Annotated in this window: 26 protein-coding genes; 13 read left to right on the forward strand and 13 right to left on the reverse strand. The window is 67.0% G+C overall.

Annotated features, from left to right (window positions below; all coding sequences use genetic code 11):
* Nucleotides 1-271 precede the first annotated feature (271 nt).
* The 4 genes from ABD255_RS03045 to ABD255_RS03060 form a co-directional block, all read right to left on the reverse strand.
* A complete protein-coding gene (locus ABD255_RS03045; RefSeq protein ID WP_344209443.1) occupies nucleotides 272-421 on the reverse strand; it encodes a hypothetical protein in 150 nt (49 codons plus the stop codon).
* Between the two features lie 9 nt (nucleotides 422-430).
* Nucleotides 431-565, reverse strand: a complete 135-nt coding sequence (locus tag ABD255_RS03050; protein WP_344209445.1) for a hypothetical protein — start codon at nucleotides 563-565, stop codon at nucleotides 431-433.
* A 109-nt stretch (nucleotides 566-674) separates the two neighbouring features.
* Complete coding sequence (locus ABD255_RS44005) at nucleotides 675-1,199, reverse strand: DUF402 domain-containing protein (protein WP_486336042.1); 525 nt, start codon at nucleotides 1,197-1,199, stop codon at nucleotides 675-677.
* A gap of 382 nt (nucleotides 1,200-1,581) precedes the next feature.
* Nucleotides 1,582-2,193, reverse strand: coding sequence for a DinB family protein (locus ABD255_RS03060; protein WP_344209449.1), 612 nt, complete (start codon nucleotides 2,191-2,193; stop codon nucleotides 1,582-1,584).
* Between the two features lie 379 nt (nucleotides 2,194-2,572).
* On the opposite strand from ABD255_RS03060, the gene ABD255_RS03065 reads away from it, so the two are divergent.
* Complete coding sequence (locus tag ABD255_RS03065; protein WP_344209451.1) at nucleotides 2,573-3,097, forward strand: hypothetical protein; 525 nt, start codon at nucleotides 2,573-2,575, stop codon at nucleotides 3,095-3,097.
* 170 nt (nucleotides 3,098-3,267) lie between these two features.
* Here the strand turns inward: ABD255_RS03065 and ABD255_RS03070 are convergent, their stop codons facing one another.
* The gene (locus ABD255_RS03070; protein WP_344209452.1) at nucleotides 3,268-3,516 is read right to left on the reverse strand and encodes a hypothetical protein; all 249 of its coding nucleotides are present in this window, start codon (nucleotides 3,514-3,516) and stop codon (nucleotides 3,268-3,270) included.
* 254 nt (nucleotides 3,517-3,770) lie between these two features.
* On the opposite strand from ABD255_RS03070, the gene ABD255_RS03075 reads away from it, so the two are divergent.
* Entirely contained in the window at nucleotides 3,771-4,364 is a 594-nt protein-coding gene (locus ABD255_RS03075; protein WP_344209454.1) for a GNAT family N-acetyltransferase, read from the forward strand.
* 29 nt (nucleotides 4,365-4,393) lie between these two features.
* On the opposite strand, the gene ABD255_RS03080 is transcribed toward ABD255_RS03075, so the two are convergent.
* Complete coding sequence (locus ABD255_RS03080; RefSeq protein WP_344209456.1) at nucleotides 4,394-6,310, reverse strand: heparinase II/III domain-containing protein; 1,917 nt, start codon at nucleotides 6,308-6,310, stop codon at nucleotides 4,394-4,396.
* Nucleotides 6,311-6,589: 279 nt separating this feature from the next.
* Here ABD255_RS03080 and ABD255_RS03085 point away from each other — a divergent pair, with 279 nt between their 5' ends.
* Nucleotides 6,590-7,477 carry an aminoglycoside phosphotransferase family protein gene (locus ABD255_RS03085; RefSeq protein WP_344209458.1) on the forward strand — a complete coding sequence of 296 codons (888 nt, stop codon included), beginning with the start codon at nucleotides 6,590-6,592 and terminating at the stop codon, nucleotides 7,475-7,477.
* 50 nt (nucleotides 7,478-7,527) lie between these two features.
* Here ABD255_RS03085 and ABD255_RS03090 read toward each other — a convergent pair whose 3' ends face one another.
* Together ABD255_RS03090 and ABD255_RS03095 are read right to left on the reverse strand one after the other, a co-directional pair.
* Nucleotides 7,528-9,492, reverse strand: a complete 1,965-nt coding sequence (locus tag ABD255_RS03090; protein WP_344209460.1) for a heparinase II/III domain-containing protein — start codon at nucleotides 9,490-9,492, stop codon at nucleotides 7,528-7,530.
* Between the two features lie 133 nt (nucleotides 9,493-9,625).
* Nucleotides 9,626-10,000 carry a VOC family protein gene (locus ABD255_RS03095; protein ID WP_344209462.1) on the reverse strand — a complete coding sequence of 125 codons (375 nt, stop codon included), beginning with the start codon at nucleotides 9,998-10,000 and terminating at the stop codon, nucleotides 9,626-9,628.
* 186 nt (nucleotides 10,001-10,186) lie between these two features.
* Between ABD255_RS03095 and ABD255_RS03100 the strand changes: the two genes are divergently transcribed.
* Nucleotides 10,187-10,597 carry a VOC family protein gene (locus ABD255_RS03100; RefSeq protein ID WP_344209463.1) on the forward strand — a complete coding sequence of 137 codons (411 nt, stop codon included), beginning with the start codon at nucleotides 10,187-10,189 and terminating at the stop codon, nucleotides 10,595-10,597.
* Nucleotides 10,598-10,695: 98 nt separating this feature from the next.
* Here the strand turns inward: ABD255_RS03100 and ABD255_RS03105 are convergent, their stop codons facing one another.
* Together ABD255_RS03105 and ABD255_RS03110 are read right to left on the reverse strand one after the other, a co-directional pair.
* A complete protein-coding gene (locus tag ABD255_RS03105; protein ID WP_344209464.1) occupies nucleotides 10,696-11,667 on the reverse strand; it encodes a 2-hydroxyacid dehydrogenase in 972 nt (323 codons plus the stop codon).
* An 83-nt stretch (nucleotides 11,668-11,750) separates the two neighbouring features.
* A complete protein-coding gene (locus ABD255_RS03110; RefSeq protein ID WP_344209466.1) occupies nucleotides 11,751-12,560 on the reverse strand; it encodes an MBL fold metallo-hydrolase in 810 nt (269 codons plus the stop codon).
* A gap of 178 nt (nucleotides 12,561-12,738) precedes the next feature.
* Here ABD255_RS03110 and ABD255_RS03115 point away from each other — a divergent pair, with 178 nt between their 5' ends.
* The 3 genes from ABD255_RS03115 (at nucleotide 12,739) to uppS (ending at nucleotide 14,321) form a co-directional block, all read left to right on the forward strand.
* A complete protein-coding gene (locus tag ABD255_RS03115; protein WP_344209467.1) occupies nucleotides 12,739-13,008 on the forward strand; it encodes a hypothetical protein in 270 nt (89 codons plus the stop codon).
* A 39-nt stretch (nucleotides 13,009-13,047) separates the two neighbouring features.
* On the forward strand, nucleotides 13,048-13,482 hold the full coding sequence (locus tag ABD255_RS03120; protein WP_344209469.1) for a VOC family protein: 435 nt from the start codon (nucleotides 13,048-13,050) through the stop codon (nucleotides 13,480-13,482).
* Nucleotides 13,483-13,544: 62 nt separating this feature from the next.
* A complete protein-coding gene (gene uppS, locus ABD255_RS03125) occupies nucleotides 13,545-14,321 on the forward strand; it encodes a polyprenyl diphosphate synthase (protein ID WP_344209471.1) in 777 nt (258 codons plus the stop codon).
* 124 nt (nucleotides 14,322-14,445) lie between these two features.
* Here uppS and ABD255_RS03130 read toward each other — a convergent pair whose 3' ends face one another.
* Entirely contained in the window at nucleotides 14,446-14,934 is a 489-nt protein-coding gene (locus ABD255_RS03130) for an Lrp/AsnC family transcriptional regulator (RefSeq protein WP_344209473.1), read from the reverse strand.
* Nucleotides 14,935-15,132: 198 nt separating this feature from the next.
* Here ABD255_RS03130 and ABD255_RS03135 point away from each other — a divergent pair, with 198 nt between their 5' ends.
* Genes ABD255_RS03135 through ABD255_RS03145 form a run of 3 tightly spaced genes read left to right on the forward strand, consistent with a single transcriptional unit; the run spans nucleotide 15,133 to nucleotide 18,547 of the window.
* Nucleotides 15,133-16,221: a thiamine pyrophosphate-dependent enzyme gene (locus tag ABD255_RS03135; RefSeq protein ID WP_344209476.1), complete on the forward strand. Its 1,089-nt coding sequence runs from the start codon at nucleotides 15,133-15,135 to the stop codon at nucleotides 16,219-16,221.
* Between the two features lie 2 nt (nucleotides 16,222-16,223).
* Nucleotides 16,224-17,210, forward strand: coding sequence for an alpha-ketoacid dehydrogenase subunit beta (locus tag ABD255_RS03140; protein WP_344209478.1), 987 nt, complete (start codon nucleotides 16,224-16,226; stop codon nucleotides 17,208-17,210).
* A complete protein-coding gene (locus ABD255_RS03145; protein WP_344209480.1) occupies nucleotides 17,207-18,547 on the forward strand; it encodes a dihydrolipoamide acetyltransferase family protein in 1,341 nt (446 codons plus the stop codon). The genes ABD255_RS03140 and ABD255_RS03145 overlap by 4 nt, the downstream gene beginning before the upstream one ends.
* A gap of 11 nt (nucleotides 18,548-18,558) precedes the next feature.
* Here ABD255_RS03145 and ABD255_RS03150 read toward each other — a convergent pair whose 3' ends face one another.
* Nucleotides 18,559-19,266 (reverse strand): TetR/AcrR family transcriptional regulator, encoded by a 708-nt coding sequence (locus ABD255_RS03150; protein ID WP_344209482.1) that lies wholly within the window; start codon nucleotides 19,264-19,266, stop codon nucleotides 18,559-18,561.
* A 345-nt stretch (nucleotides 19,267-19,611) separates the two neighbouring features.
* Here ABD255_RS03150 and ABD255_RS03155 point away from each other — a divergent pair, with 345 nt between their 5' ends.
* Both ABD255_RS03155 and ABD255_RS03160 read left to right on the forward strand, forming a co-directional pair.
* A complete protein-coding gene (locus ABD255_RS03155) occupies nucleotides 19,612-20,769 on the forward strand; it encodes a superantigen-like protein SSL4 (RefSeq protein WP_344209484.1) in 1,158 nt (385 codons plus the stop codon).
* Between the two features lies 1 nt (nucleotide 20,770).
* Nucleotides 20,771-21,514 carry a class F sortase gene (locus tag ABD255_RS03160; protein ID WP_344209486.1) on the forward strand — a complete coding sequence of 248 codons (744 nt, stop codon included), beginning with the start codon at nucleotides 20,771-20,773 and terminating at the stop codon, nucleotides 21,512-21,514.
* Nucleotides 21,515-21,569: 55 nt separating this feature from the next.
* On the opposite strand, the gene ABD255_RS03165 is transcribed toward ABD255_RS03160, so the two are convergent.
* On the reverse strand, nucleotides 21,570-22,370 hold the full coding sequence (locus ABD255_RS03165; RefSeq protein ID WP_344209487.1) for a S1 family peptidase: 801 nt from the start codon (nucleotides 22,368-22,370) through the stop codon (nucleotides 21,570-21,572).
* A gap of 202 nt (nucleotides 22,371-22,572) precedes the next feature.
* On the opposite strand from ABD255_RS03165, the gene ABD255_RS03170 reads away from it, so the two are divergent.
* Nucleotides 22,573-23,723 (forward strand): glycoside hydrolase family 113 protein (locus ABD255_RS03170; protein ID WP_344209488.1); only part of this gene is annotated, 1,151 nt, incomplete at its 3' end.

Raw genomic sequence — 23,723 nt, forward strand, 5'->3', positions numbered from 1 at the left:
GCGGACCCTATATCCGCCTCCATCTACGCTACGAACGGCGTCCGGTGGATACGACAGCCGGCGGCAAAAGTTTCCACGGGAGCTCCGCCGTTCGGCCCCCGCGCAGGCGCCTTGCCCCCTGTTCGCGGAGATCATCGGCCGCCGCCGCAGCGATACATCTCTCTGCCAACTGATGTGCGACAGGCTAGAAGTGTCCACGTGTCGGAGCAACGCACTGATCTGCCGTATTGCGGACACTCGCGATCGAGGTCACCCTCACCGTCTGATGACGTCAGGACAAGGGCAGGAGGGCGTGACAGGCCTCGAGGTTGTGGATCTGGATGTCGTCCCTGCGGCGCTGTTCCCAGACGTCTCGGGTGAGTCGCCACCGGTTGAGCCAGGTGGCGACCCGCAGGTCAGGATCGGTCTCGTAGAACGACATCGGGTCGTCCTACGGTGCGGGATCGGCATGGGTCATACCCGCGCGCACGACATCCGCGAGCTGATCCAGCAGCTCGTCTGTGGCGCTGCGCAGCTCGAGCGTCGGGGTGCTGACGCGCACATCGAGGAGCGGATAGTCCTTCATATACGGTCACTCTGCTCTCACGGTCGCGGGTGAAGCGGTCAGACTCGTACGGCGGACGTCGCTGGAGTCCGCCAACTTCTCAAGTCGATCGAGCCGCACATCGCAGGGATCATTCAAGGAAGCAAGAAAGCGGTTCTAGTTCGGCGATGCTCTCCGGTGGAAACCGATGCGGAGGATCAACGGAACCCTTCTCGGCAGCGCGCAGGTGCCGGTCGATGAAGCGTTGCGTTCTGCTGAGGACGGTGGCGCACTCGGTGGGTGTGAGCTGTCCCTGGCTGAGGGCATCGGCGAGCTCGTCGAGATCCAGGACGTGGTAGCGATCAGCACCGGGCGGTACGAGGAAGTCAACGTAGAGGTCATGGACGACAAGTCCGGCTTCGGTGAGTTCGATCTCGACCAGATCGACATACCACCAACCTTCTACCGGGCCCTCGAATACAGCGGGCCTGGTCAACTGGACGCCCTGGTCGAGCAACAGGTAGCTGCGATCGATCGTCGGCCGTCCAAGCACCTGATACTCGGGCAGGATCCGCACGTCGTAGGCGACAACCTCTCCGATCTGGCGGCCTGGGCACCATTGACCCGTCCGGTGGAGGACCCGGACGTTCTCGATCGGTGGCGTTGCGGTCACCACCTGACCCTCTCACGACCCAGCAGGGCAGCTTGTGGGTTTCTGGTGGGCGAGCAGGAAGAATCCCCACGCCAGACGACCATTCGGACCTTGCAGGACGAACTCTCAGAAGGCCCGGAGCAAACTTCAACGCCCGCGGCTATGAAGAGAGGCTGCGTCTTGCTTCAACTGCCGGGCGAAGACCGTGAACTGTGATCGGCCATCCTCGGTTGAAACACCCCAAGGCGTGAGCGTTGAGATGGTGATCAGGGCCTGATCCGGACGCCGATCTACGGTCAGGATCTCGCAATCCAGCCCGACGGCGACCGGGAATGGCGCATCCCGCTTCAGTTCGACCGTGCTGCCAGTGGGCTGAACGGCAGACGGTGCGACGGAGGTCAAGGTCTTAGCTGTCCGTGGGCGGTGCAGATGTGGCGATTATTGCTGGTGCGCGGAAGTAGTCAGCAGCCTCTTGAACTGTGCTTCTCGTGTCGCGCCAGGGCGTCGAGTGTGCAGCGACGGATGCCGCATCGCCGGCAGCCCGGCCATCGATCAGTTCGCGGATGATGTCGGCGTGCCCGGCGTGCTGCGAAGTTTCGCCGATCATCCTGATCAACAGAATGCCTAACGTTGTCTCCTGGTGGCCCTCGGCCCAATGCGCCACGCGACCTGGGCTGTCCAGCTCGAGCTCGGCGAGGGTGACGTCGGCATGAGCACAGGCCTGCCGGTAGACGCCGGTGATGTAATCACTCGACTCATCAGGTGTGGCCCACAGGTCGATCTCGGAGTACGGGTCATCTCGGAACCATGACGGCCGTTCGATCGGAGGGCGGCCGAACGACTCACCGAGATAGCCGTATTCCAGACCAGCCAGATGCTTGACCAAGCCGAGCAGGTTCGTGCCTGTCGGAGTCAACGGGCGACGCCGGTCATACTCCGACAACCCGTCCAGCTTGGTGAGCATCACTGCCCGACTGCCATGCAAAACCGCCAACATTTCCGCTTTGAGATCGATCATCACCGTCACCTCGTGACCTGACCCTACCCAGTACCAGACCCCGAACGCGGACAGCGACTGCTCAGGGTCGGAGGTGATGGCATAGTTGGGGCTCAGGGCAACGGATTCGTGATGAGAAAGGTCGACGACTCGATTCCGGCAGGCGGCTCAACCCAAAACCCCAGGTCAGGACCTAATCTCTCGCCCGGGCTACGGGCCCGCCGTGGTCGGCTCGTTGCCATAAGTTGTTCAACTCGTGCGTGGAGTTGGGAGTCTTGTGATGGAGTGGGTGGAGGCGGTCAGCCGGCGTCCGGAATGGTCCGTCTTGGAGTCCTTGCCACCCGGCGGCGGCGCGGCGCACGACGCGGGCTTGCGACGCCGCACCGCTAGAGTTCTTGGGATGATCGACGACAACCGCACGTTGCCTGCTGTGTTGGTCGAGGCCCATCAGGAGGGCTTCGACTACAGGAGCGGTGCAGGCATTGATTTCGAGCCGTTTGCCGAGTTCATCAGCGCCTCTGAAACCGCCGAGTGGTGGCGGGCTTGGACGGGTAACGCGTCGCTCGACGGAGCGGAGTTCCTCCTGTTCGGGCGGGATGGTACGGGCGGCATGGCGGCCTTTTGGCGTGTCCGCGAAGGAGAGCCGCTCGGTCATCAACCGGTCGTCTTCCTTGGGTCTGAAGGCGAGACGGGAGTCGTGGCTCGCGATCTGAACTCCTATCTGTGGCTCCTCGCATCAGGATTCGGCCCGTTCGAAGCGAGCAGGTATCCAGAGCATGAGCATGAGCCCCAGGCCGATGCCAGGTTGACGAGGCTTGCGCAGCGTTACGCGGCATCGGAACAGCAGTCGACGGCGGATGTGATCACCGCCGCGCGGACGGAGTTTCCGCGTTTCGATGACACGATCGACCGGCTCTGCCGTTAGACCGGGCGGGCTCGAACCACGACCAACACTCCGGCCGGTAGACGGCAGACAGCATCGGCGCGCCGAACAGGCAACGGTACGAACAAGTCCGGAGCATCAGTCGCGCCGGCTTGACCGAGGCTAAGGGACGGGAAGAGGTCAACAGCCGCCCGGCACCTGTTCCCCAGCCATCAGGGGGACGGCGCAGGTGTGGCGGTCTTGGAGTCCGAGTCGGCGAACACGATGGTGAACACGCCGCGATCTACAGCATCGTCGCCCAGTTCGGTCTCGAAGCCGATCGCGATCATGTCGTCCATGGTGATGGGGTCGTCCTGGGCCAGAGTGTCAGCGACATGCCTGAAGAGGGCTGTGAGGGATTGGTCCTCAGCGGCGTCCGGCAGACCGATCGAGAAGTGCTTGCAGCGGAACCCCTTCGTCATGAACGCATGGTTCCACAGCCGGCCGGACCCCACACACCGCGGATCGTTGCGGGCAGATGACCTGTAAGGCGTCGATCGGACGAACACGGCGAGGACCAGGCCCTCCCGCGCTACGAACCCGTCTCGCTCGTCCATGAGCACGGGCGAGAGGTGTCGCCGGCAAATGGGCTGACAGGAAAGAGGTGGAGGGTCAGACTGCACGGGTGCTTAGTGACGTTTGGCCTGTGTATGGCTTGGCTGTTTCGACTCAGCGGGTGACTTTGCGCCTGCCGACCGATGAGGAGTTGGGGGAGTTGGCGCGTCTTGCGGGGGACGGTGTGCATGCTCCGGGAGAGCGGCCGTTTCTGACGCCGTGGACTGAGGGAAGCGCGCTCGATCGCGCTCAGTCCGTACTGCGGGGGCACTGGGGGCAGCTTGCCGGGTGGGATGTGCGGTCTTGGGGACTGGGGATGGGGGTGTTCGGTGCCGATGATGAACCGCTGGGGATGGTGAGCCTGCGCGCTCGGGATTTTCCGGTGGTTCGGGAGGTCGTCACGTCGTCGTGGCTTGGGCTTCGGTTTCAGGGGGTCGGACTTGGGACTGAGGCGCGGGTTGGGTTGCTGGGGTTGGCCTTTGATCATTTGGGGGCGGAAGCCGCGCTGACTGAGGTGTTTCAGGACAACCATGCGTCTCAGGGGGTGTCGCGGAAGCTTGGGTATGAGCCTGATGGGATCTCGCGGGACGCTCGAGGAGATGAGGTGCTGGTGTCAGACCGACTGCGGCTGACCGTGGAGAAGTGGCGAGGGGTGGAGCGCCCGCCTGTTCGCGTGACCGGGCTTGAGGAGTGCCGGCAGATGTTCACCGGCTGACGGGTGGCTGATTCCGCGGTTCGGCCGCGTTACTTCACGCGGGTCAGCGTGCCGTCGGGGGTGATGCCGATGGTGGTTCGGACGGTGCCGATGGTGAGGTCGATCAACTGGGTGGAGCCTTGCCAGCGGACCTTGTGGGTGACTGTTGCGTTCGAGGCGGCGGGGATGATGAGGGAGAGGATGGTTGCCGAGCGGCCCTCGCGGTTGAAGGTCACCACCGGGGCGGCGACCCGGACTGTTGCCTTCGGGTAGTGCCAGCCTTGTACTGGATCCGCCTGGCCGTGCACGACCTTGGTCGCGTTGGACGGCAGTTTCTGCTGATAGGGGATCTGCAGCAGGACCGTCTTCACCTTCTCGCCGGGCTTCTGCGCGACAACCGTGTTGGGCGAGGAGACCGTGGCCTTCTGATCCGATGGCAGGTGCCACTGGGTCTGGAACGGCTCGTTCTGCTGGGATGTAGCGCGATCCAGCGTCACGATCAGGTCCGGATTCTTCAGCACCAGTACTGCGCGCCGCCGCGTCATCCCCGGCGCCGGCTCGTCCGAGAGTTCGTAGAACTCCGAATTCGCCTGGACCTCCGCGCGGTTCAGCTTGGTCGGGGTCTGGCGGCCGGCCATTACCGGGCTGGACAGGACGTTGTGCGCGGCCTCGCTCTTCACCCAATTGCGCCACTTGTCGAACTGGTACCCCGCGTGCCCGCCATCGATCAGGATCGGGCGGCCGTGGGAGGTGTAGGTGATCGACATGTGGTCGTCCTGCCCGTGCAGAGCGCGCGCCGGTCCGTACCGGATGCTGTACGTCGACTCCTGCGTGAACGGCCGGGTCTCGCCCCAACCAGTACGCCCGAACACGTAGCCGGCGTCGAAGATCCCCACTCGCTGGGTCGGCCGGATCCCGCGTGTGCCGAGCGACGCGGCGTACTCGAGCGGCGTACCGGGGTCCAGGTAGGTCTTGTGCAGTTCGGAGTCGCCGAGTTGGTGGAGCCTGCCGAACGAGTCGGTGGCGAGCGCGAGCCAGTTCGCGAGCAGCGTCCGGCGGGCGGTGATCGTGGTACCGGGGTCGGCGCCGCACTCCTTCAGGACCTTGATGGCGCGGCCCCAGAGGTTGTAGTTGAACTGGGCGTATCCCACCGACTGCTCGTTCGTTGAGCCCTGCTTGTCGATCGACGAGGTGATCCCGGTGGCGAGACGCTGCTGGGCGAGCTTCTTGAGGTCCTCGCGCCCGAGCGTGCAGCCGATGCCGAACAACGCGATGCTCTCGTCGGTGCCGTGGTTCCACCCGCCGCTCCAGTTGGCCTCCAGGAACTTCGCGTGATCCAGCAGCGATTTGTCGAGCCACGCGTAGTTCTTCGGCAGACGCGTCACCTTCAGGCCGGAGAGTATGGCCTGGCGGGTGCAGATGAGCACGTTGGTGCGGTGCATCGTCGACTCCCAGGCGCCGACGTCGGACTTCCAGGAGAACGGGTTGTCCTTCACCCAGTCGTGCACGAGGGTGGTGACCCGCGCCATCGCCTTCCGGTCACCTCCCGCGGCCGCGTGGACGCCCTGACCGAGCCAGCGCAGCGAGTGCAGCCACATGTACCAACTGGGCGCCTTGTGCGGGTTCGACCGCCAGTTGACGTCGCCCTTGCCGTTGCCGACCTGGTACGGCGGGTAGATGCTCCAGGCAAAGGAGTCCTGGTAGAGCTGGCTGACCGGGTTCGTCCGCTCGATCCCGCTGAAGCCGGGACAGGCGTACTTCTTCTGCGGCGCGCGGGTGGTCGCCTGCTTGGCGGGAGCGGGTGTGACCTTGCCTTCGGCAGCCGCCCGCTGCACCTTCGCGTCCGGACCCCACGCGGTCTGCTGAGAGACGACCGAGCTGGTCACCACGATGGTCGCGATGACGAACGCGGCTGCGAGCAGGGGCAGCAACTGGCGGCGCGTCGGCCGTCGGCGGTGGCTGGGCATCGTCTGTCCTCACTTCTTGTGCCCTGGTCTTGACAGTTCAGGTCTAGACCAGTAAAGAGGCCAGGCGGGGCCCGTGGACTGGTGTTGTAGTGGCTTTCCCCCGGTACTTGTCCGGAAGGGGCGGAGAGGTTCCCGCCCCACCCCCAGGTCAGAGTCGCTGGGCGCTGCGTCTCTACTGACATAGATGGGCACAGGGGCCTGTTTTGTTGCCCCGAATGTGGTCCGATCCAGTTTCGTTACCGAAAACGGGTTGTCGGTGGCGTCCGTTAGGACTGCCCTATGGACGTACTGCGTGCCTTGGGCTGGCGGATCGAGATCGAGCGCGCGCTCGACGGGTCGGCGTCGGGGGCGGGGGTGTATCGCGTTCGGGCAAACGGGCGGGATGCGGTACTGAAGGTCGGGGTCGGGCGGCGGGAGTTGGACTTCTACCTGACCTTGGCTGAGCGGGTCCCGGTCGCGACACCCAAGTTGCTTCGGTACGGCGAGGTGGACGAGTTCACAGCGCTGTTGCTGTCCGCCCATACGCCGGCGGCTCCGGCGGGTGAGTGGAAGCGGGCAGACTGGCTGGAGGTGACGAGGCAGTTGGCCGCCTTGCATTCGGCCGCGGTGCCGGAAGGGGAGGCTTGGCGGCACGAGTCCTGGCTCCTGCAGGCTCTCGAGGAGCCGCCGGTCGGGCTCGCGGAGGACTACTGGTCGCGCACCGAGGCGGGCTCCCGGCTTGGTGCTGTCTTCGAGGACTCGGCGGCCCTTGCAGCGGCGTACTCAAAACCCCCGGACTGTTTCGTCCACGGCGACTGCCACGTGGACAACCTGCTGCGCGAGGGCGATCAGTTCGTCTGGGCAGACTGGCAGGCGGCAACCGTCGGGAGTCCTGCCGGTGATCTCGCCTTCCTCTGGTCCCGCGCCGACGCCGACGGCGCGGACCTCCCGTACGACGAAATGCTCCACGAGTACGCCGTACTCCGGAGCGTCGACTCCGCCGTACTGCGCCGCGCGGTGCTCGCCGCGGAGCTCGGCATCCTCCTCTACGGCTGGCCCAACTACGCCCGCCACCGCTCCAGGGCCGACCAGGCCCGCATGACCCGCCGGCTCCTTCGCCTCATGGACGACTGGCTCCTAGGAGGACCAGTAGAGGGCGCCGCCGGGGGTTGGGGAGAACGGTCGTGAGTCAGATCGCCTTGGGGGTGTGGCGAAGCAAGCCCCACCGCAGATGGTTCCTACGAGACCCGGTACAAAGAGCCGGCCGCGGTGATCCCGAACGAGGTCTTCACCCCGCCGACGGTCAGGTCGATGACGTACGTGGTGCCTGACCAGCGGCCCTTGTAGAGCACGGATCCGGTCGCGTGCACCGGCGCGATCACGGACAGGATCGACGCGGAGTACCCCGATCGGGCGAACATCAGGGTCGGCGCGGACCTGCGGGTGAAGATGTTCGGGTAATGCCAACCCTGGATCGGCTTGGTCTGTGCCTGCTTGATCAGGATCGCGCCGGCCGGAAGTGCCTGTCGGTAAGGGATCTGGAACAGGATCGTCCGGGACGTGTCGCCGGCCTTCGCGCCGATTGCAGTGGTCCGCGAGTACACCGTCGCCTTCTGGTCCGACGGCAGGTGCCACAACGTCTGGAACTGCTGGGCCGTCTTCGAGGAGGCCCGGTCGAGCGTCACGATCAGGTCCGGATCCTTGAGCACCAGTACTCCGCGCACGCGGCTGATGCCGGTGGCCGGAACGTCGGAGAACTCGTAGAACTCCGAGTTCGCCGTACCGACCGAGCGGTTGAGCTTCGTGGCCGGATACTTCTCCGCCGACAGCGGTGTCGTCATGGCGCTGTGGGCGAACTGGCCCTTGGCCCAGGTGCGCCACACGTCGTTCTGGTAGCCGGCGTGGCCGCCGTCGATCAGGATCGGCCGGCCGCGTGAAGTGTAGGTGATGGCCGTGTGGTCGCTGTGCCCGTGCAAGGCGCGGGACGGGCCGTACCGGATGCTGTACGCCGACTCCTGCTCGAAGGCGCGCGTCTGGCCCCAACCGGTCCGGCCGAACACGTAGCCGGCCGAGTAGATGCCGATCTTGGCCGGCGGGACGGTGCCACTCGCGGACCGCGTACCGGCGTACTCGGTGGGGGTGCCGGCGACGGGGTTGGTCCTCACGACCTCTGAGTCGCCGATCTGGTGCAGGTTGCCGAGGGAGTCGGTGGCGAGCGCGAGCCACTTCGCCATCAGGGCGCGCCGGGTGTTGATGGTCGAGCCCGCGGACGCGCCGCACTGCTCCAGGACCGTGACCGCGCGGCCCCAGAGGTTGTAGTTGAACTGCGCGTACGCCGTCGACTGCTCGTTGGTCGAGCCCTGCGCGTCGATCGAGGTGGTGATGCCGGCGGCGAGCCGCTGCTGGGCCAGGTTCTTGTAGTCGGTGCGGTTCAGCGTGCAGCCGATCCCGAACAGGGCGATGCTCTCGTCCGTGCCGTGGTTCCAGGCGCCGCTCCAGTTGTTGATCAGGAACGCCGCGTGCTGGATGAGCGCGGTGTCGAGCCAGGCGTACGCCGCGGGCAGGGTGGTCACGCGCAGCCCGGAGATCACCGCCTGGCGGACGCAGATGAGCACGTTCGTCCGGTGCATGGTGGCCTCGTAGGCGCCGACGTCGGCCTTCCACGAGTACGGGTTGTCGCGGACCCAGTCGCGGACGATCGTGGTCACGCGGTTCATCGCCGTCGTACCGCCCTGGCTGGCGACCATGATCCCTTGGCCGAGCCAGCGGAGCGAGTGGAACCACATGTACCAACTGGGGTTCTTGTACGGGTTCAGCCGCCAGTTGATGTTTCCACTGCCGTTGCCGACCTGGTACGGCGCGTAGGGCCCCCACGCGTAGGTGTCCTTGTAGAGATACTCGAGCGGAGTCTTGTCGTCGACAGTGCTGAAGCCGGGACACGTATAGGTGCCTGCAGCAACCGCCGCGGCGAACGTCTTGGCCGGCGCACTCTTGATGTCGGTCGCCGGTGCCGCGGTCGCCGGGACCACGTTGCTCCCGGCGGGATCGAACTGCGCGAACTCCAACTCAGGAAGATCCGGCGCCACCGCGATCCCCGGACTCACCGGATCCGCGGCGACCGCAGTACCGGCCGGGCCAACCCCCGCCACCCCGACGAACACCGCCATCCCCACAACCAGCCCAGCCCACTTGGTCCCACCCATGACAACCGCCCCCAGCACATCCCGCCCCGGAACACCTTCTGCAGGGCACGATGATCAAAACCCACAGAAAGTTGTGGTTTGGTTCTGGAGACGGTCAGTGGGGCGCAGTCACGGCGTGAGTTGGCGAAGCAGGTCAGCTGGTGACTTCGGATTGGCTTCGTTCGATGCAGAACTCGTTGCCTTCCGGGTCGAGGAGGGTTACCCAGCCGCGGCCGTCCGGGCGGCGGTGGTCCTCGTGGATGGTGGCGCCGAGGGTGAGGATGCGGTCTACCTCCTCGTCGCGGGTGTGGTCGGTTGGCTGCCAGTCGATGTGGACGCGGTTCTTGACCGTCTTGGCGTCGGGGACCGCGATGAACAGCATCCCGGGGACGGGAGCGGGCGCCTCGACCAGTACTTCGTCGTCGCCGGGCTCGCCGCTGTCGGAGACCGGCCAGCCGGTGACCTTGCTCCAGAAGGTGGCCAGCTCGTAGGGCCGGGCGCTGTCGAACGTCACGTGCCGCAGAATCATGGGCCGAACCCTAGCCGTCGCCGGCGCCCGGCGCCGCTGATTTGCCGACGCGCCGGGACCAGCCGATCACCCCACGAGACCGCGACGAGTTCGCGGCCAAAACGACGGGTTCGAGCTGTCGAAACTGTCCGGGGCCGGGTCTACTGTGCGATCCAACAGGCAATGTCTCGGGCAAGGAGCGAACTGATGGCGTCTCGACTCAACCCCTACATCAGCTTCAACGGGCAGGCGCGGCAAGCGCTGGAGTTCTACAAGGAGGTGTTCGGCGGCGAGCTGGCGATGAACACCTTCGGGGAGTACGGCGCGGACTCGCCGGACGCCGACAAGATCATGCACGGCCAGCTCGAGAGCCCCAGCGGCTACACGCTGATGGGCTCGGACACACCGGAAGGCATGCCCTACAACCCGGGCGAGAACGTCACGATCAGCCTGAGCGGCGACGACAGCGACGAGCTTCGCGGGTACTTCGAGAAGCTGTCCGCGGGCGGCACCGTGGCGGTGCCCCTGGAGAAGCAGATGTGGGGCGACGAGTTCGGCATGCTGGTCGACCAGTTCGGCATCGGCTGGATGGTCAACATCTCTCAACCGCAGACCTGATCTGCGGCTCGGCCTTCGCGCCTGCTCGACACCCGGCAGGCGCAGGACCGGCCTGCGCCGCGCGATAAATGAGTACGGCCCGAACGGTGCCGAGAAGGTCAGTCACGCAGCTTTCGGACCAGCTCGGCTGACTCCTGCACGGGCGTCACCGGTACGCCGTACTGGAACCAGCTGACCAGGTTCTCCACGACCAGTTCGCCCATCGCGTTGCGGGTCGGGATGCTGGCGGAGCCGACATGCGGCAGCAGTACCGCGTTGTCCACCTCCAGCAGGCCCGGATGCACAGCCGGCTCGTTCTCGAACACGTCCAGCCCGGCGCTGAGGATCGTTCGCGAGCGCAACGCCTCCACCAGCGCGGCCTCGTCGACGACGGAACCGCGGGCCACGTTGATCAGGATCCCGTTCGGCCCGAGCGCCTCCAATACCTCCGCATTGACCAGGTGACGGGTCTCGTCGCCGCCCGGAATCACGATCATCAGGATGTCGACGGCGGCAGCCATCTCCACCAGCGTCGGGTAGTAGTGGTAGTTGACGTTCTTCCGGCGACGGTTGTGGTAGGCAACGGATACGCCGAAGGGCTGGACCCGATCCGCGATCGCCTCGCCGATCCGGCCCAGGCCGAGAATGCCCATGGACCGGCCGTGCAGCGTGGCGGAGGTCAGCGGATACGGCCGCTCGTTCCAGGAGCCGGCTCGCAGGTACCGCTCGGCCTGGGGGAGTTCGCGCACCGTCATCAGCAGCAGACCGAGTGCGGTGTCGGCGACCTCGTTGTCCAGCACGCCCGGGGTGTTCGTGACGATCACACCCCGCTCGGCGGCGGCCGCGGCGTCGATCTGGTCGTACCCGACCCCGAAGCTCGCGACCAGCCGCACGGCCGGCAACCGGTCGAGGTACGCGCCGTCGATCGTCGTACCACCGGTGGCGATGGCGGCGATCTCCTTCGCCCGCTCCGCCAGTACCGTGTCCGGGTCGTCGGCCTCCCAGAGCCGGATCACGTCGAAGTGCTCTTCGGCACCGGTCAGCACGGACTTGTTCATCGGACCAGGCATCAGCACGACCGGGCGGGCCATCGGTTCTCCCTGCAGCTCAACGCGACTTTGTCAGGTCAAGCCTATTTCCCGCGCCGGGCACCGGGTGCAAGCAGGTCCGGGCCTCAGGCTGTGCCGGCGGGTTCGAAGCCGGCCAGCATCTCCTCGAGTGCGCGCTGGTCCGGGCCGACCCACGGATCGCGACCGGGAGCCAGCGTGAGCATCTCGATGAACTCGGTCGTCTGCCCGGTGGCCGGAGGAAGGTGGGTGCTGAGGATGACGGCCGGATCCATGTCGACCAGCGGCTGCACCGTGGCGAGGTACCGCTGCTGATCAACGGTGTGGATCCACGGGCTGTCGATAGTGGCCCACAGCCACTGCCCGGCGCGGAGCGCGTCCTGCGGCACGTCCCGCACCTCGCTGCCGCCGGCCAGTTCGGAGGACGGCATGGGCGCGCCGAAGCAGTCGGAGCTGAAGCAGATGCCGGAGCGGTCGTCGTAGAACCCGACGGTCGCGGGGCTGTCGAACAGCGGCGGCCGGAAGGCCCGCAGGGTGCGATCGCCCACGTCGAGCGACTGGCCGGGGTTGAGCAGGTACACCCGGTCCATCGGCAGCGGACGTTCGGTGGACATGATGCCCGCGCCCAGGTAGGTGGTGATCACCTTGGCCTGCGGTGCGGCTTCGAGCAGGTCGAAGAGCGCGCCGGTGTGGTCGCGGTCGGGGTGCGTCAGCCAGATCCAGCGGACGTCCCGCGGATCGAGCACCGTGCCGAGCGCTTCCATGAAGCCGCGGTCGGGCAGGCTCAGCCCGGTGTCGACGACCACCGGTTCGGTTGCCTGCAGCACGAAGGCGTTCACGGCCAGGAAGCCGACACCCGGCACCTCGAGCTGGTCGTTGAGAACGCTGGCGTCACGTCCGATCTGATGAATTTGCATGAGATGGCCCCCCTGGCCGACAAACACCCGTTTAATCGGATGGTCTGCCGCGCCGGGCAGGGTGTCAACAGGTTGGACCGGGCAACCGACCGTGGCCGAGGCACTACCGCGTTTGCCTGTCGCAGGGGTGCCGATGGACAGGCGTGACAAAGCACCGGTCGGCCGCGATCATCGGGGCATGAACTACGACGAGCCGATGACCAGGGACCCGTTGTTCTGGGCCGGGATCGCGATCGGCGTGGCCTTGGGCGTCACTGGTGTGGTGGTGCAGGACCACAGCGGGTGGGACGCCGTCTGGCGGGTGATCCTCTCGACGATCTCCGTCGTCTGGGTCGGGACGGGACTGATCGGCACCTCGGTCCGCGAGTTCTACCGGCATCGGCGGGATCGGCGGGCCGACATCGAGTTGCTGCTGAAGGAAGACGCGGTCCTGAAGGAAACCGAGTAGCGGTCAGAATCTGGCCGCTACCTTCGGCAGGCTGAGGTCATGACTCAGACCAGTGGTGCCAGCCTGCACGCCTACTTCGGATACCGGGACGCCGTCGCCGCCCTGCGGTGGCTCGAGGAGGCGTTCGGGTTCGAGACGACGACGGAGTATCCCGACGACAAGGGCGGGATCATGCACGCCGAGATGCGCCGGGACGACGCGTCGATCACCCTCTTCACCGACGAGCAGCACTACGATCGCCCGGCCCGCAAGGGTGACAGCGTCGGCTACGGCTGCTACGTGGCCCTGGCTTCCGAGGCCGAGGTGGACGAGGTGCACGCCGCCGCGGTGAAGGCCGGCGCCGAGTCGATCTGGACCCCGGACAACACCGAGTGGGGCAACTACCGCTGCCGCGTGGCCGACATCGAGGGCTTCGAATGGACCTTCGGCACCCACCGCCCGGGCCGGCCGACTACCGAATGGTCGGAGGAGTAGGGCGGAATACCCTGCGCCCGGCCGGCCTGCGGGGTTGCTCCTGAAGGGGTAGGTTGCTCGGCATGCCTGCTCTTGGTCCGTTGTATGCGTTGTACGTCCGTCGCCTCCGGGCTCAACTGCAAGGGCGGGCGTTGCCTGAGCACATCGGCGTGGTGATCGACGGGAATCGTCGGTGGGCTCGTGGTCAAGGGCACGCGAACCCGAGCGTCGGGCACCGGTACGGCGCTGAGCATGTCGGCAATCTGCTCGGGTGGTGCGAAACGGCCGGGATCCCGCACGTGACGGTGTTTCTCTGCTCGACCGAGAATCTGGTGAAGCGCGGCGATGCCGAGGTCGCGCACCTGATGCAGGTCACCGAGGACATCCTCGCCAGTCGTCTCTCGCAACCCGGTGGACGCTGGCAGGTGCACATCGCCGGGCTGCTGGATCTCCTGCCGGACAGCACCGCCCGCGCGCTGAAGAACGCGGTGGAGGCGACGAAGGACTGCGACACCGGCAACCACATCACCCTGGCAGTCGGCTACGGCGGTCGCCAGGAGGTCGTCGAGGCGGTCCGCTCGTTGCTCGAATCCGAGTCGGAATCCGGCAACGATCTCAGTGGCCTGGCGGAGACGCTGAGCGCCGACGACATCACCAAGCACCTCTACACGGTGGGACGCCCAGACCCCGACCTGATCATCCGCACCAGCGGCGAGCAACGCATGTCGAACTTCCTCCTCTGGCAGAGCGCGTACTCCGAGCTCTACTTCTGCGAGGCGTACTGGCCCGCCTTCCGGGAGGTCGACTTCCTCCGAGCCCTCCGCTCGTACTCCGACCGCCACCGCCGCCGCGGCGCGTAGTACTGCTACTTCTTCGGGCACCTGTTGTCGGCGAAGTCAGCGACCGAGGTGACCCAGTAGTAGTCGCTGCCGGAGAAGCGCGCGGTCTTGTAGGGCGTTCTCCTGAGGGTAGGTCAGCCGGGAGTCACAGCGTGCCGAGATCCTCGAAGATCAAGGCGGTGCGGGTGCCGAGGACTTCGGGGATGGCTTGGAGCTTCTCCAGGACCACTCGGCGCAGGCCCTCGTTGTCGGGGGCGCGGACCAGGAGGATGGCGTCGAAGTCGCCGCCGACCAGGGCCATGTGCTTGACCTCGGGGATGGCCTGGAGTTGTTCGCGGAGCGCTCGCCAGGAGCTCTGGCGGAGACTCAGCGTGACGTACGCCGACGTCGCCAGGCCCAGCTTCAGCGGGTCGACAGTGGCGGTGAAGCCGGTGATCACGCCGGTGCTGGTGAGTCGTTCGACCCGGGCGTAGGCGTTCGCGCGGGAGATGTGGACCTGGTCGGCCAGGGCCCGGATCGACAGCCGGCCGTCCCGGGTCAGGGCGGCCACGATCTGCTGGTCGATCTCGTCGAGGGCCGGAGTGGCTGCCATCTGTCCAGGTTCGGCCGCGCCGACCATCATGTCGTCGGACATTCTGCTCCCTGAAGTGGACCGTTCAGACCATCGGTCCAGGGATTCTGCCAGCTATGGATCCGAATGGCCAGAAGTATGACGATGAGGCATCCGTCCGTCTTCTGTGCAGGAGGCTCCAGTGAATGAGCGAAGCGAGTTCATCATCAGGTGCGGCGCGCTTCGTGTCTCATCGGCGCCCGGAGCGAAGCGAGGACGTCGATGAGCACCGTCGAGGAGCGTTTGCTGCCCTCCGCCGAACCAGTCCGGCTGATCGACGAGCACGGCGTGGCGCACGACAACCCGCAGTACGGGATGCCGGCCGCGGACGTCCTGGTCGACGGCTATGCACAGTTGGTGGTGGGCCGCAGGATCAACGACCAGGCCAGCGCGCTCGTCCGGCAGGGACGGCTGGCGGTCTACCCGTCGTCGCACGGCCAGGAGGCCTGCCAGATCGCCGCCACGATGGTGCTGGGCGAGCAGGACTGGCTCTTCCCGACGTACCGCGACACGGTCTCCATCATCAGCCGCGGCGTCGACCCGATCGAGACGCTGACGCTGCTGCGCGGTGACTGGCACTCCGGGTACGACCCGTACGAGCACAACGTGGCGCCGCAGGCCACGCCGCTGGCGACGCAGTTGATCCACGCTGTCGGAGTCGCGCATGCTGCGCGGCTGAAGGGCGAGGACACCGTGGTGATGGCGCTGTGCGGTGACGGCGCGACCAGTGAGGGCGACTTCCACGAGGCGCTGAACTTCGCCGCCGTGTTCAAGGCGCCGGTGGTCTTCTTCATCCAGAACAACGAGTACGCGATCTCCGTGCCGCTCGCCCGGCAGACCGTCGCGCCATCCCTTGCGCACAAGGGCATCGGGTACGGCGTACCGGGTGAGCGCACTGATGGCAACGACCTCGCCGGGCTGCTCGCAGTACTGGGTGAGGCGGTTGCCAAGGCTCGGGCCGGGGAGGGGCCGCAACTCGTCGAGGCGCACACGTATCGCGTGCAGGCGCACACCAACGCCGACGACGCGACCCGCTACCGCCCGGACGACGAGGTCACGCCCTGGCTCGAGCGCGATCCGATCAAGCGGCTGGACGCCTACCTGTCGTCCCAGGGTCTGTTGGACGACGCTCACCGTGCGGAGGCAGCGGCCGACGCCGACAAGATCGCGACGGTACTGCGGGACGGGCTGATGCCGGAGCCCTCGCCGGATCCGGCCGAGCTGTTCGAACACCTCTACGCGGTGCAGACGCCGCAACTGAAGGAGCAGGCGGCGTTCCTGCAGGACGAGCTCGCGCGAGAGGAGGCCTGACCATGACGCACCAGAAACTGAGCATGGCCCAGGCGCTGAACCAGGCGCTGCGCGACGCGATGAAGGCCGACGACACCGTGCTGATGTTCGGCGAGGACGTTGGCGCGCTCGGTGGCGTCTTCCGGATCACCGACGGGCTGACCGCGGAGTTCGGCGAGGACCGCTGCTTCGACACCCCGCTGGCCGAGGCCGGTATCGTCGGGATGGCCGTCGGGCTGGCGATGAACGGGATGCGGCCGGTCGTCGAGATGCAGTTCGACGCGTTCGGCTACCCGGCGTTCGAGCAGGTCGTCAGCCATGTGGCGAAGATGCGGAACCGGACCCGCGGCAGGATCACGCTGCCGATGGTGATCCGGATGCCGTACGCCGGTGGGATCGGTGGCGTCGAGCATCACTGCGACTCGTCCGAGTCGTACTACGCGCACACTCCCGGGCTGACGGTCGTCGCCCCGTCGACCGTTGCCGACGCGTACACGTTGTTGCGTAGGGCAATCGAGTTCCCGGACCCGGTGATCTTCATGGAGCCGAAGAAGCTCTACTGGGCCAAGGAGGAAGTCGATCTGACCGAGGACCGGCCGGGGATCGGGCAGGCCGTCGTACGGCGTGAGGGTGGTGACGCGACGCTGATCGCGTACGGGCCGTCGGTGCCGATCGCGCTGGAGGCCGCCGAGGCTGCCGCCGCCGAAGGACGTCAGTTGCAGGTGGTGGATCTGCGGTCGATCGTGCCGTTCGACGACGAGACGGTGTGCGCGGCGGTTCGTAGTACTGGGCGGGCTGTGGTGGTGGCGGAGGCGAGCGGGTTCGCGAGCGTGTCGTCGGAGATCGTTGCCCGGGTCACCGAACGGTGTTTCCACTCGCTGGCGGCGCCGATCCGGCGGGTGACCGGGTTCGACATCCCGTATCCGCCGCCGAAGCTGGAGCGGCACCAGTTGCCGGGCGTGGACCGGATTCTCGACGCGGTCGACGATCTTCAGTGGGAGGACTCGTGAGCACGCAGACCTTCCTGCTGCCGGATCTCGGGGAAGGACTGACCGAGGCGGAGATCGTCCGGTGGCTGGTTGCCGTCGGCGACGTCGTGGCGGTGGACGCGCCGGTCGCGGAGGTGGAGACGGCGAAGTCGATCGTCGAGGTGCCGTCGCCGTACGCCGGGGTGGTCGCCGAGTTGCACGGCGTCGAGGGCGGCACGGTCGACGTCGGCAAGCCCCTCATCACGATCGGCCAGCCGGCCGCGGAAACCTACCGCGAGGAAGAAGAGGCCGGCTCCGGCAACGTCCTGATCGGCTATGGCACTCCCGAAACAGCAAACTCCGGCCGCCGCCGCAAAACCCGCGGTACTGCCAACGCTGCCGCGACGCCGCGCCCAGAGGAGCCCGCGCAGGTGCCCAGCAGTTCACTACGAACCGAGTCACCTGCGGCGCCGATCAGGTGTGCGGTGCCGCTGGTGATCTCGCCGCTGGTGCGGCGGATGGCGCGCGACGCGCGGGTGGACCTGCGTGCCGTCAACGGGTCGGGGGCCGGCGGGCTGATCACCCGGCGAGACGTCGAGCAGGCGATCGCCGCCGCGGCCTCGCCAGCGGGGTTGGATGCGGGGCAGCGTTCTTCGCCTGTCGCGGCTGATTCGCGGACTGGGTTGAAGGAGTTGCGGCGGGAGCCCATGAGTGGGTTCCGGAAGGTGGTTGCGGCGACGTTGGCTCGGAGTCGGGCGGAGATTCCGGAGGCGACGACCTGGGTGGACGTGGATGCGACCGCGTTGATCGAGTTGCGGGAGTCGTTGCGGACGGCAACGGACTCCGGGCCTGGGTTGCTGGCTTTGATGGCTCGGTTCGTGGTCGCCGGGTTGCGGAAGTATCCGGAACTGAACGGGTTCGTCGATACCGAGCGCGAGGAACTTGTCCAGTACGACGGGGTGAATCTCGGGCTGGCGGCTCAGACTGAGCGGGGACTGGTGGTGCCGGCTGTGGTGAACGCGCATCAGTTGACCGCGCGTGGGCTGGATGCGGAGATCCGGCGGCTGACTGCCTCGGCACGCGACGGGCGGCTGACGGCGGCGGAGCTGTCGTGCGGGTCGTTCACGCTGAACAACTACGGCAGCTTCGGTGTCGACGGCAGTGCGGCGATCATCAATCATCCGCAGGTGGCGATTCTGGGCGTCGGCAGGATCATCGATCGGCCGTGGGTCGTTGACGGTGAGCTGGCGATCCGCAAGCTCACGCAACTTTCTCTCGTCTTCGACCATCGAGTCTGCGACGGCGGCACCGCGGCCGGCTTCCTGCGCTTCGTCGCGAACGCCTTCGAGTCCCCGGGCTCAGCCTTCGCCGATCTGTAGCGACTCAGACACTAGGAGAGTTGGCGCGGGCGGAGGCCGATCAGGATGGCGCGGAGGCCGGTCTGGAAGCGCGCTTCGGGGCCGGACAGGTCCTCGCGGCTGAGGTAGGCGGTGAGGGTGGCCGGGCCGACGCCGAGTTGGTCGCCGGCGGCAGACGCCCACTCGTGCTCGGACAGTCCGCTGCGGCGGACTGTCGCGCTCCACGCTGCGTCCGTCACCGCGGCACCTATCACGTAGTGGAAGACGGCCGACACCGCCGCATCCAGATAGACCCCCTTGAACCCGGCAGAACTGAGGATCGTCAGCACCCGTTCCGCGTACGCCTGGTAGTTCGGCCCCAGCCCCGCATGGCTCGCCATCAACTGAGCCGCCCACGGATGCTCAGCCAGTACTGCGTACGCAGCGCGCGCGAGCACCGTCAACTGGTCCCGCCAGTCGCCCTCCTCCGCCGGCACCAGCGCCCCGGCAAGCACAGCATCGACCGCGAGTTCGAGCAGGTCGTTCTTGTTCGCCACCCGCCAGTAGAGCGCCGACGTGGCCGCAGTCCCGAGCTCGGCGGCCATCCTCCGCATCGACAGCTTCTCCAGCCCGTCCCGGTCGAGCATGTCGATCGCGGTCCGGACGATGTCCTCGCGGCTCAGCGGCGCCCGGGTCCCGCCTGGCTCCGTCCGCAACCAGACCGACCCCAGCACTGTCTTCTCGTCCGCTTCACGCGCCATTCGGCGAAGCCTAGTGATACGTCGTTCCAGAACCAAATACGTTGTATTAGTTGCCTCGATCATCTGGTGGTCGCGTCCAGATTCGAGCCGTTCTGCCGCGCCGGCCGCTACTCAGAGCACCCGGACCGGTGCTGCCTTGTCTTTTTTAGGGCGTATTCGGCGAGTCTTGGCCGTGCGGCTTGCCTGGGAGGTAGCGCGCCCGCCAGAATGCCGAGGGCGTTGTCTCGTCGGGGGCGACAGCAACGCATCAAGGGGTCGGGGTGGTCGGTCCGGGCAAGAGTTGTGGGGTGACCGCCGGCCGACAACATCGCTGGTCATGGACCGGCACGACAGGTGGGAAATTCTGTGAACGACGTATCGAAGGCAACGCGACTGCGGCATGCCCTGAAGGCGGCGAGCTCGCGTGGCGTCACCTTGCTGGGTGGAGCAGGTGCAGTCGTCCTCGCCCTGGGCGGCGTGACCGTGCTGATGGCCCCGTCGGCGTCCGCCGATGGCGCGATCATCGACGGCAATCCGAAGTGTGAGAATGTCCTTCCCGGCTCGACCCCGGTGACGTTCGATCCGCCGAACCCGGGGTCGGAGTCCGAGGGACCGTTCACGGTGGTCATGGCTGTTCGGACCCTCGCGGTCGACGACCCTGAGCATGCCGGCGAGCAGACCGGCAGCCAGGTGGTGGACTTCACCGCCACCGGCGGCCCCGTGCTGGGCGTCATCGTGAAGGGCGGCCCGGCCGCGAACTTTTACAACTACAGCCCGGCGGGCGTGCAGCTTGGCACTTCGCTGCACACCCCGGTCAACCAGAACACCGGCAAGTTCTACGGTCTGAGCCACGTCAGCTTCTGCTTCGGCCAGTCGACGCCGACGCCGACGCCGACGCCGTCCGAGACCCCGACCCAGACGCCGTCGGAGACCCCGTCCGAGACGCCGAGCGAGACTCCGTCGGAGACGCCGTCCGAGACTCCCTCGGAGACGCCGTCCGAGACGCCGTCGGAGACCCCCAGCGAGACTCCGTCCGAGACTCCCTCGGAAACGCCGAGCGAGACCCCGAGCGAGACGCCGTCGGAGACCCCGAGCGAGACTCCGTCCGAAACGCCGTCAGAGACGCCGAGCGAGACGCCGTCGGAGACTCCCAGCGAGACTCCCTCGGAGACCCCCAGCGAGACTCCGTCCGAGACCCCCAGCGAGACTCCGTCCGAGACTCCTTCGGAAACGCCGAGCGAGACTCCCTCGGAGACACCGAGCCAGACGCCGTCCGAGTCGCCCACGCAGTCGCCGTCCCAGACCCCGACTCTGACTCCGACGGCTACGCCGACCACTTCCTCTCCGGTGGTCGTCCCGACCGAGATCGACGCCGGTCTGTCCGGTGGGCAGCAGCTGTCCAACGCGTCGGCGAGCACCAGCTCCCAGAGCATCTGGGGTGCCGCATTGCTGGCCATCGGCGGTCTGCTGATGGCTGCCGCTGTCCTGAAGGCCCGACTGCGTCGCGGTAGCCACGCTGCCTGACATGCCCGGTAGGCGCCGTCACCAGGACCGCTCTCGTTCACCTCGGTGGACCGGAGCGATCCTGGTGGTCGGCGCCGCTCTGGTTCTGTTCGGCGGCTACCTGCAGTTCAGGGGTGACAACTCAGCCGCCGACCAGGCTGGGCCGCAGACCCAGCAGACTCCGGCGGCAACGGCTCCTTCTTCACAGCCCGTCAAGCCGGCCCCGTCGGCACCCACAGCCGGTACCTCCGGTACGCCGACCGCCACGCCGAGCAAGCGCGGTACCGAATCCTCCGAGCCGACGGCAACGGCTGGCAAGCCCGCGAAATCGGGCACTCCCGTACGGGTGACCGTTCCCCGGCTCGGTGTCTCTGCCCGGGTGCTCGGGATCCGTGCCCGCGGCGGCGCGTTGATTCCGCCGGCCAACCCGCGGCTCGTCGGCTGGTGGTCCGAAGGCGCTCGCCCGGGAGCCTCGAAGGGCTCGGCGATCATCACCGGGCACACCGTGCACACCGGCGGCGGCGCCTTCGACGATCTCGACCAGATGCGGGCCGGCGATGTGGTGAAGGTGACCACCGCCAAAGGCACGCTCAACTACTCCGTCATAGGTGTCGCGGTGTATCGCCGGGGAGCCCTGGCGAAGCAGGCCCCGCGCCTGTTCGACCAAGGCGTGGCCGGCCGACTGGTGCTCGTGACGTGCGAGGACTGGGACGGCACGAAGTACCTCAGCAACGCGGTCGTGATCGCCAAGCCGGTCGTCGCCTGACCCCGGACAAACGAATGGCCGGTCCCCGTGGGACCGGCCATTCGCGGACCACCGGCTAGTTGTTGATCTGGGTCTGCAGAGCGGAGGCGTAGGACGCGACCTCCGCGTAGACGCCCGGGTTGCCGGCGTCGGCGCAGCCGATACCCCACGAGACGACACCGAAGAGCCGGCCGTTCAGGACCAACGGACCGCCGGAGTCACCCTGGCAGGAGTCCTTGCCGCCGGCCTTGTAACCGGCGCAGATCTCGCCGTTGGCGACGTAGCCGTAGTTCGCGTACACCTGACCGCAGTACGAGTCGCCGAGGACCGGGACGAGCACCTTCTGCAGGCGGTTCGCCGGGCCGGTGCCCTCGGTGTTGCCGTACCCGTAGGTGGTCGGCTGGGCGCCGACGACGTCCGCGGCGCGGCTGGTCTCCAGCGGCAGCGTGGCGACGCCGGTGAACGGCGTGGCCAGGGTCAGCACGGCCACGTCGTGGCCGTTCGCCTGGCCGTACAGCGGGTCCTTCCAGATCTTGGAGATCTTCGAGGTCCTGCCGCCGGTGCTCGAGTTGAGGTCGTCGCGACCCTGGATCGCCGTGTAAGTGCTGATCGGCTGGGTGACGCAGTGGGCCGCGGTGACGATCTTGTTCGCCTTCACCAGCGTCGCGCCGCAGTACTGGTCGACCGGGGACGAGGAGCGGCTGTTGTTCAGCGCGATCATCCACGGCACCTGCGCGGTGCTGGCCAACGTACCGCCGACGATGTTGGTGGTCGGCGGGGCCTGCCGCGCCTCGGCGGTACCGATCGCGCCGGCTGACGCGACGGCGACCATCGCCGCGACGAGAACCGCGCGGGCGTACTTGAGCTTTCCTGCCATGCCTCACACTCCAGGGTGTCTCGGGCCGCGAATGGGCGGAGCGGCCGTATGCGGAGAAGAGTTAAACGAACACGCTCGGTAGCGCAAGCGGTTTCCGGGGGCACATCGGTGACGGCGCAGTCCTGTGTCATGGACTTAAGTCGCACCGGCGGGGACCTCGGACGGACGAATCCGGCGGCGCGACGGCGAAAACTCAGGTTCCATGAGCGAGCACAGCACCGATCCCGCGTCGCCCGGGCGGATCAACCGGGCCCAGTTCCTCCATCGAGCCGCCGCCCTCGGCGTCCTCGCCGCCGCCGGCCCGGCGCTCCCCGCCGCAGCAGCCGGTACTACGCCCGCCCCTGTCGCGCCCCTAGGTCGAGGGCTTGCGTTCAAAGGAGTCGCGTACGACGTCGGGACCGGGTTCCTCGGGGACGACAGCCGCATCCGGTGGAACCGGGAGTTGATGCGCGGGGAGATCCGGGCGATCCACGATCGGCTGCACGCGAACTGGGTCAGCATCTACGGCAGCGACGTCCAGCGGCTCGCCGACACGGCCGAGGAGGCGCTGCGGCGGGGTCTGAAGGTGTCGCTCCAGCCGCGAGCGTTCGACCAGCCCCAGGTGGACGCGCTGGAGCACCTTCGCCAGACAGCCGCCAACGCAGAACGGCTGCGGCGCCGTTACGCGCCAAGCCCCGCGGACGATCACGAGACCGTCGCGCCGGAGGTGATCCTGGCGATCGGCTGCGAGTTCATGTTGTTCACGCCGGGCATCGTGCCGGGGGCGAACTTCTTCGAGCGGGTCGACTATCTGACCAAGGGCGAGTTCGACCTGGCCGAACTGCAGCGCAAGCTGCACGTCTACGTGGCGAAGGCGGTCAAGGTTGCTCGGGGCAACTTCAACGGCAGGATCACCTACGGCGCCGCCTCGGATCTCGAGCAGATCGACTGGTCGCTGTTCGACATCGTCGGGCTGGACTACTACTCGTACCACGAGGATCGGGCCGCTCACACGAAGGAACTGAAGCCGTTCCGGCGGTGGGGGAAGCCGATCATGATTCTGGAGTTCGGCTGCTGCACCTTCACGGGAGCACCCGAGCTCGGGGGAATGGGTTGGGACATCGTGGACTACGAGAAGGACCCGCCGGAGATCAAGGAGGGGTACTTCCGGGACGAGGCCGAGCAGGCGCGGCATCTGCGAACCATGCTCGAGGTGTTCGCCGACGAGGGGTTCCTCGGCGCGTCGCCGTACACGTTCATCTCGCCGGACGCGCCGCATCGCCGGCAGCGTAGGTACGACGAGGACATCGCCGCCTTCAGTCTGTGCAAGGTGATCCGAGACCGGCCGGCCGATCCCGGATCGCCTTACCGCTG

The organism is Kribbella sancticallisti (genome assembly GCF_039530625.1).
GTDB lineage: Bacteria > Actinomycetota > Actinomycetes > Propionibacteriales > Kribbellaceae > Kribbella > Kribbella sancticallisti.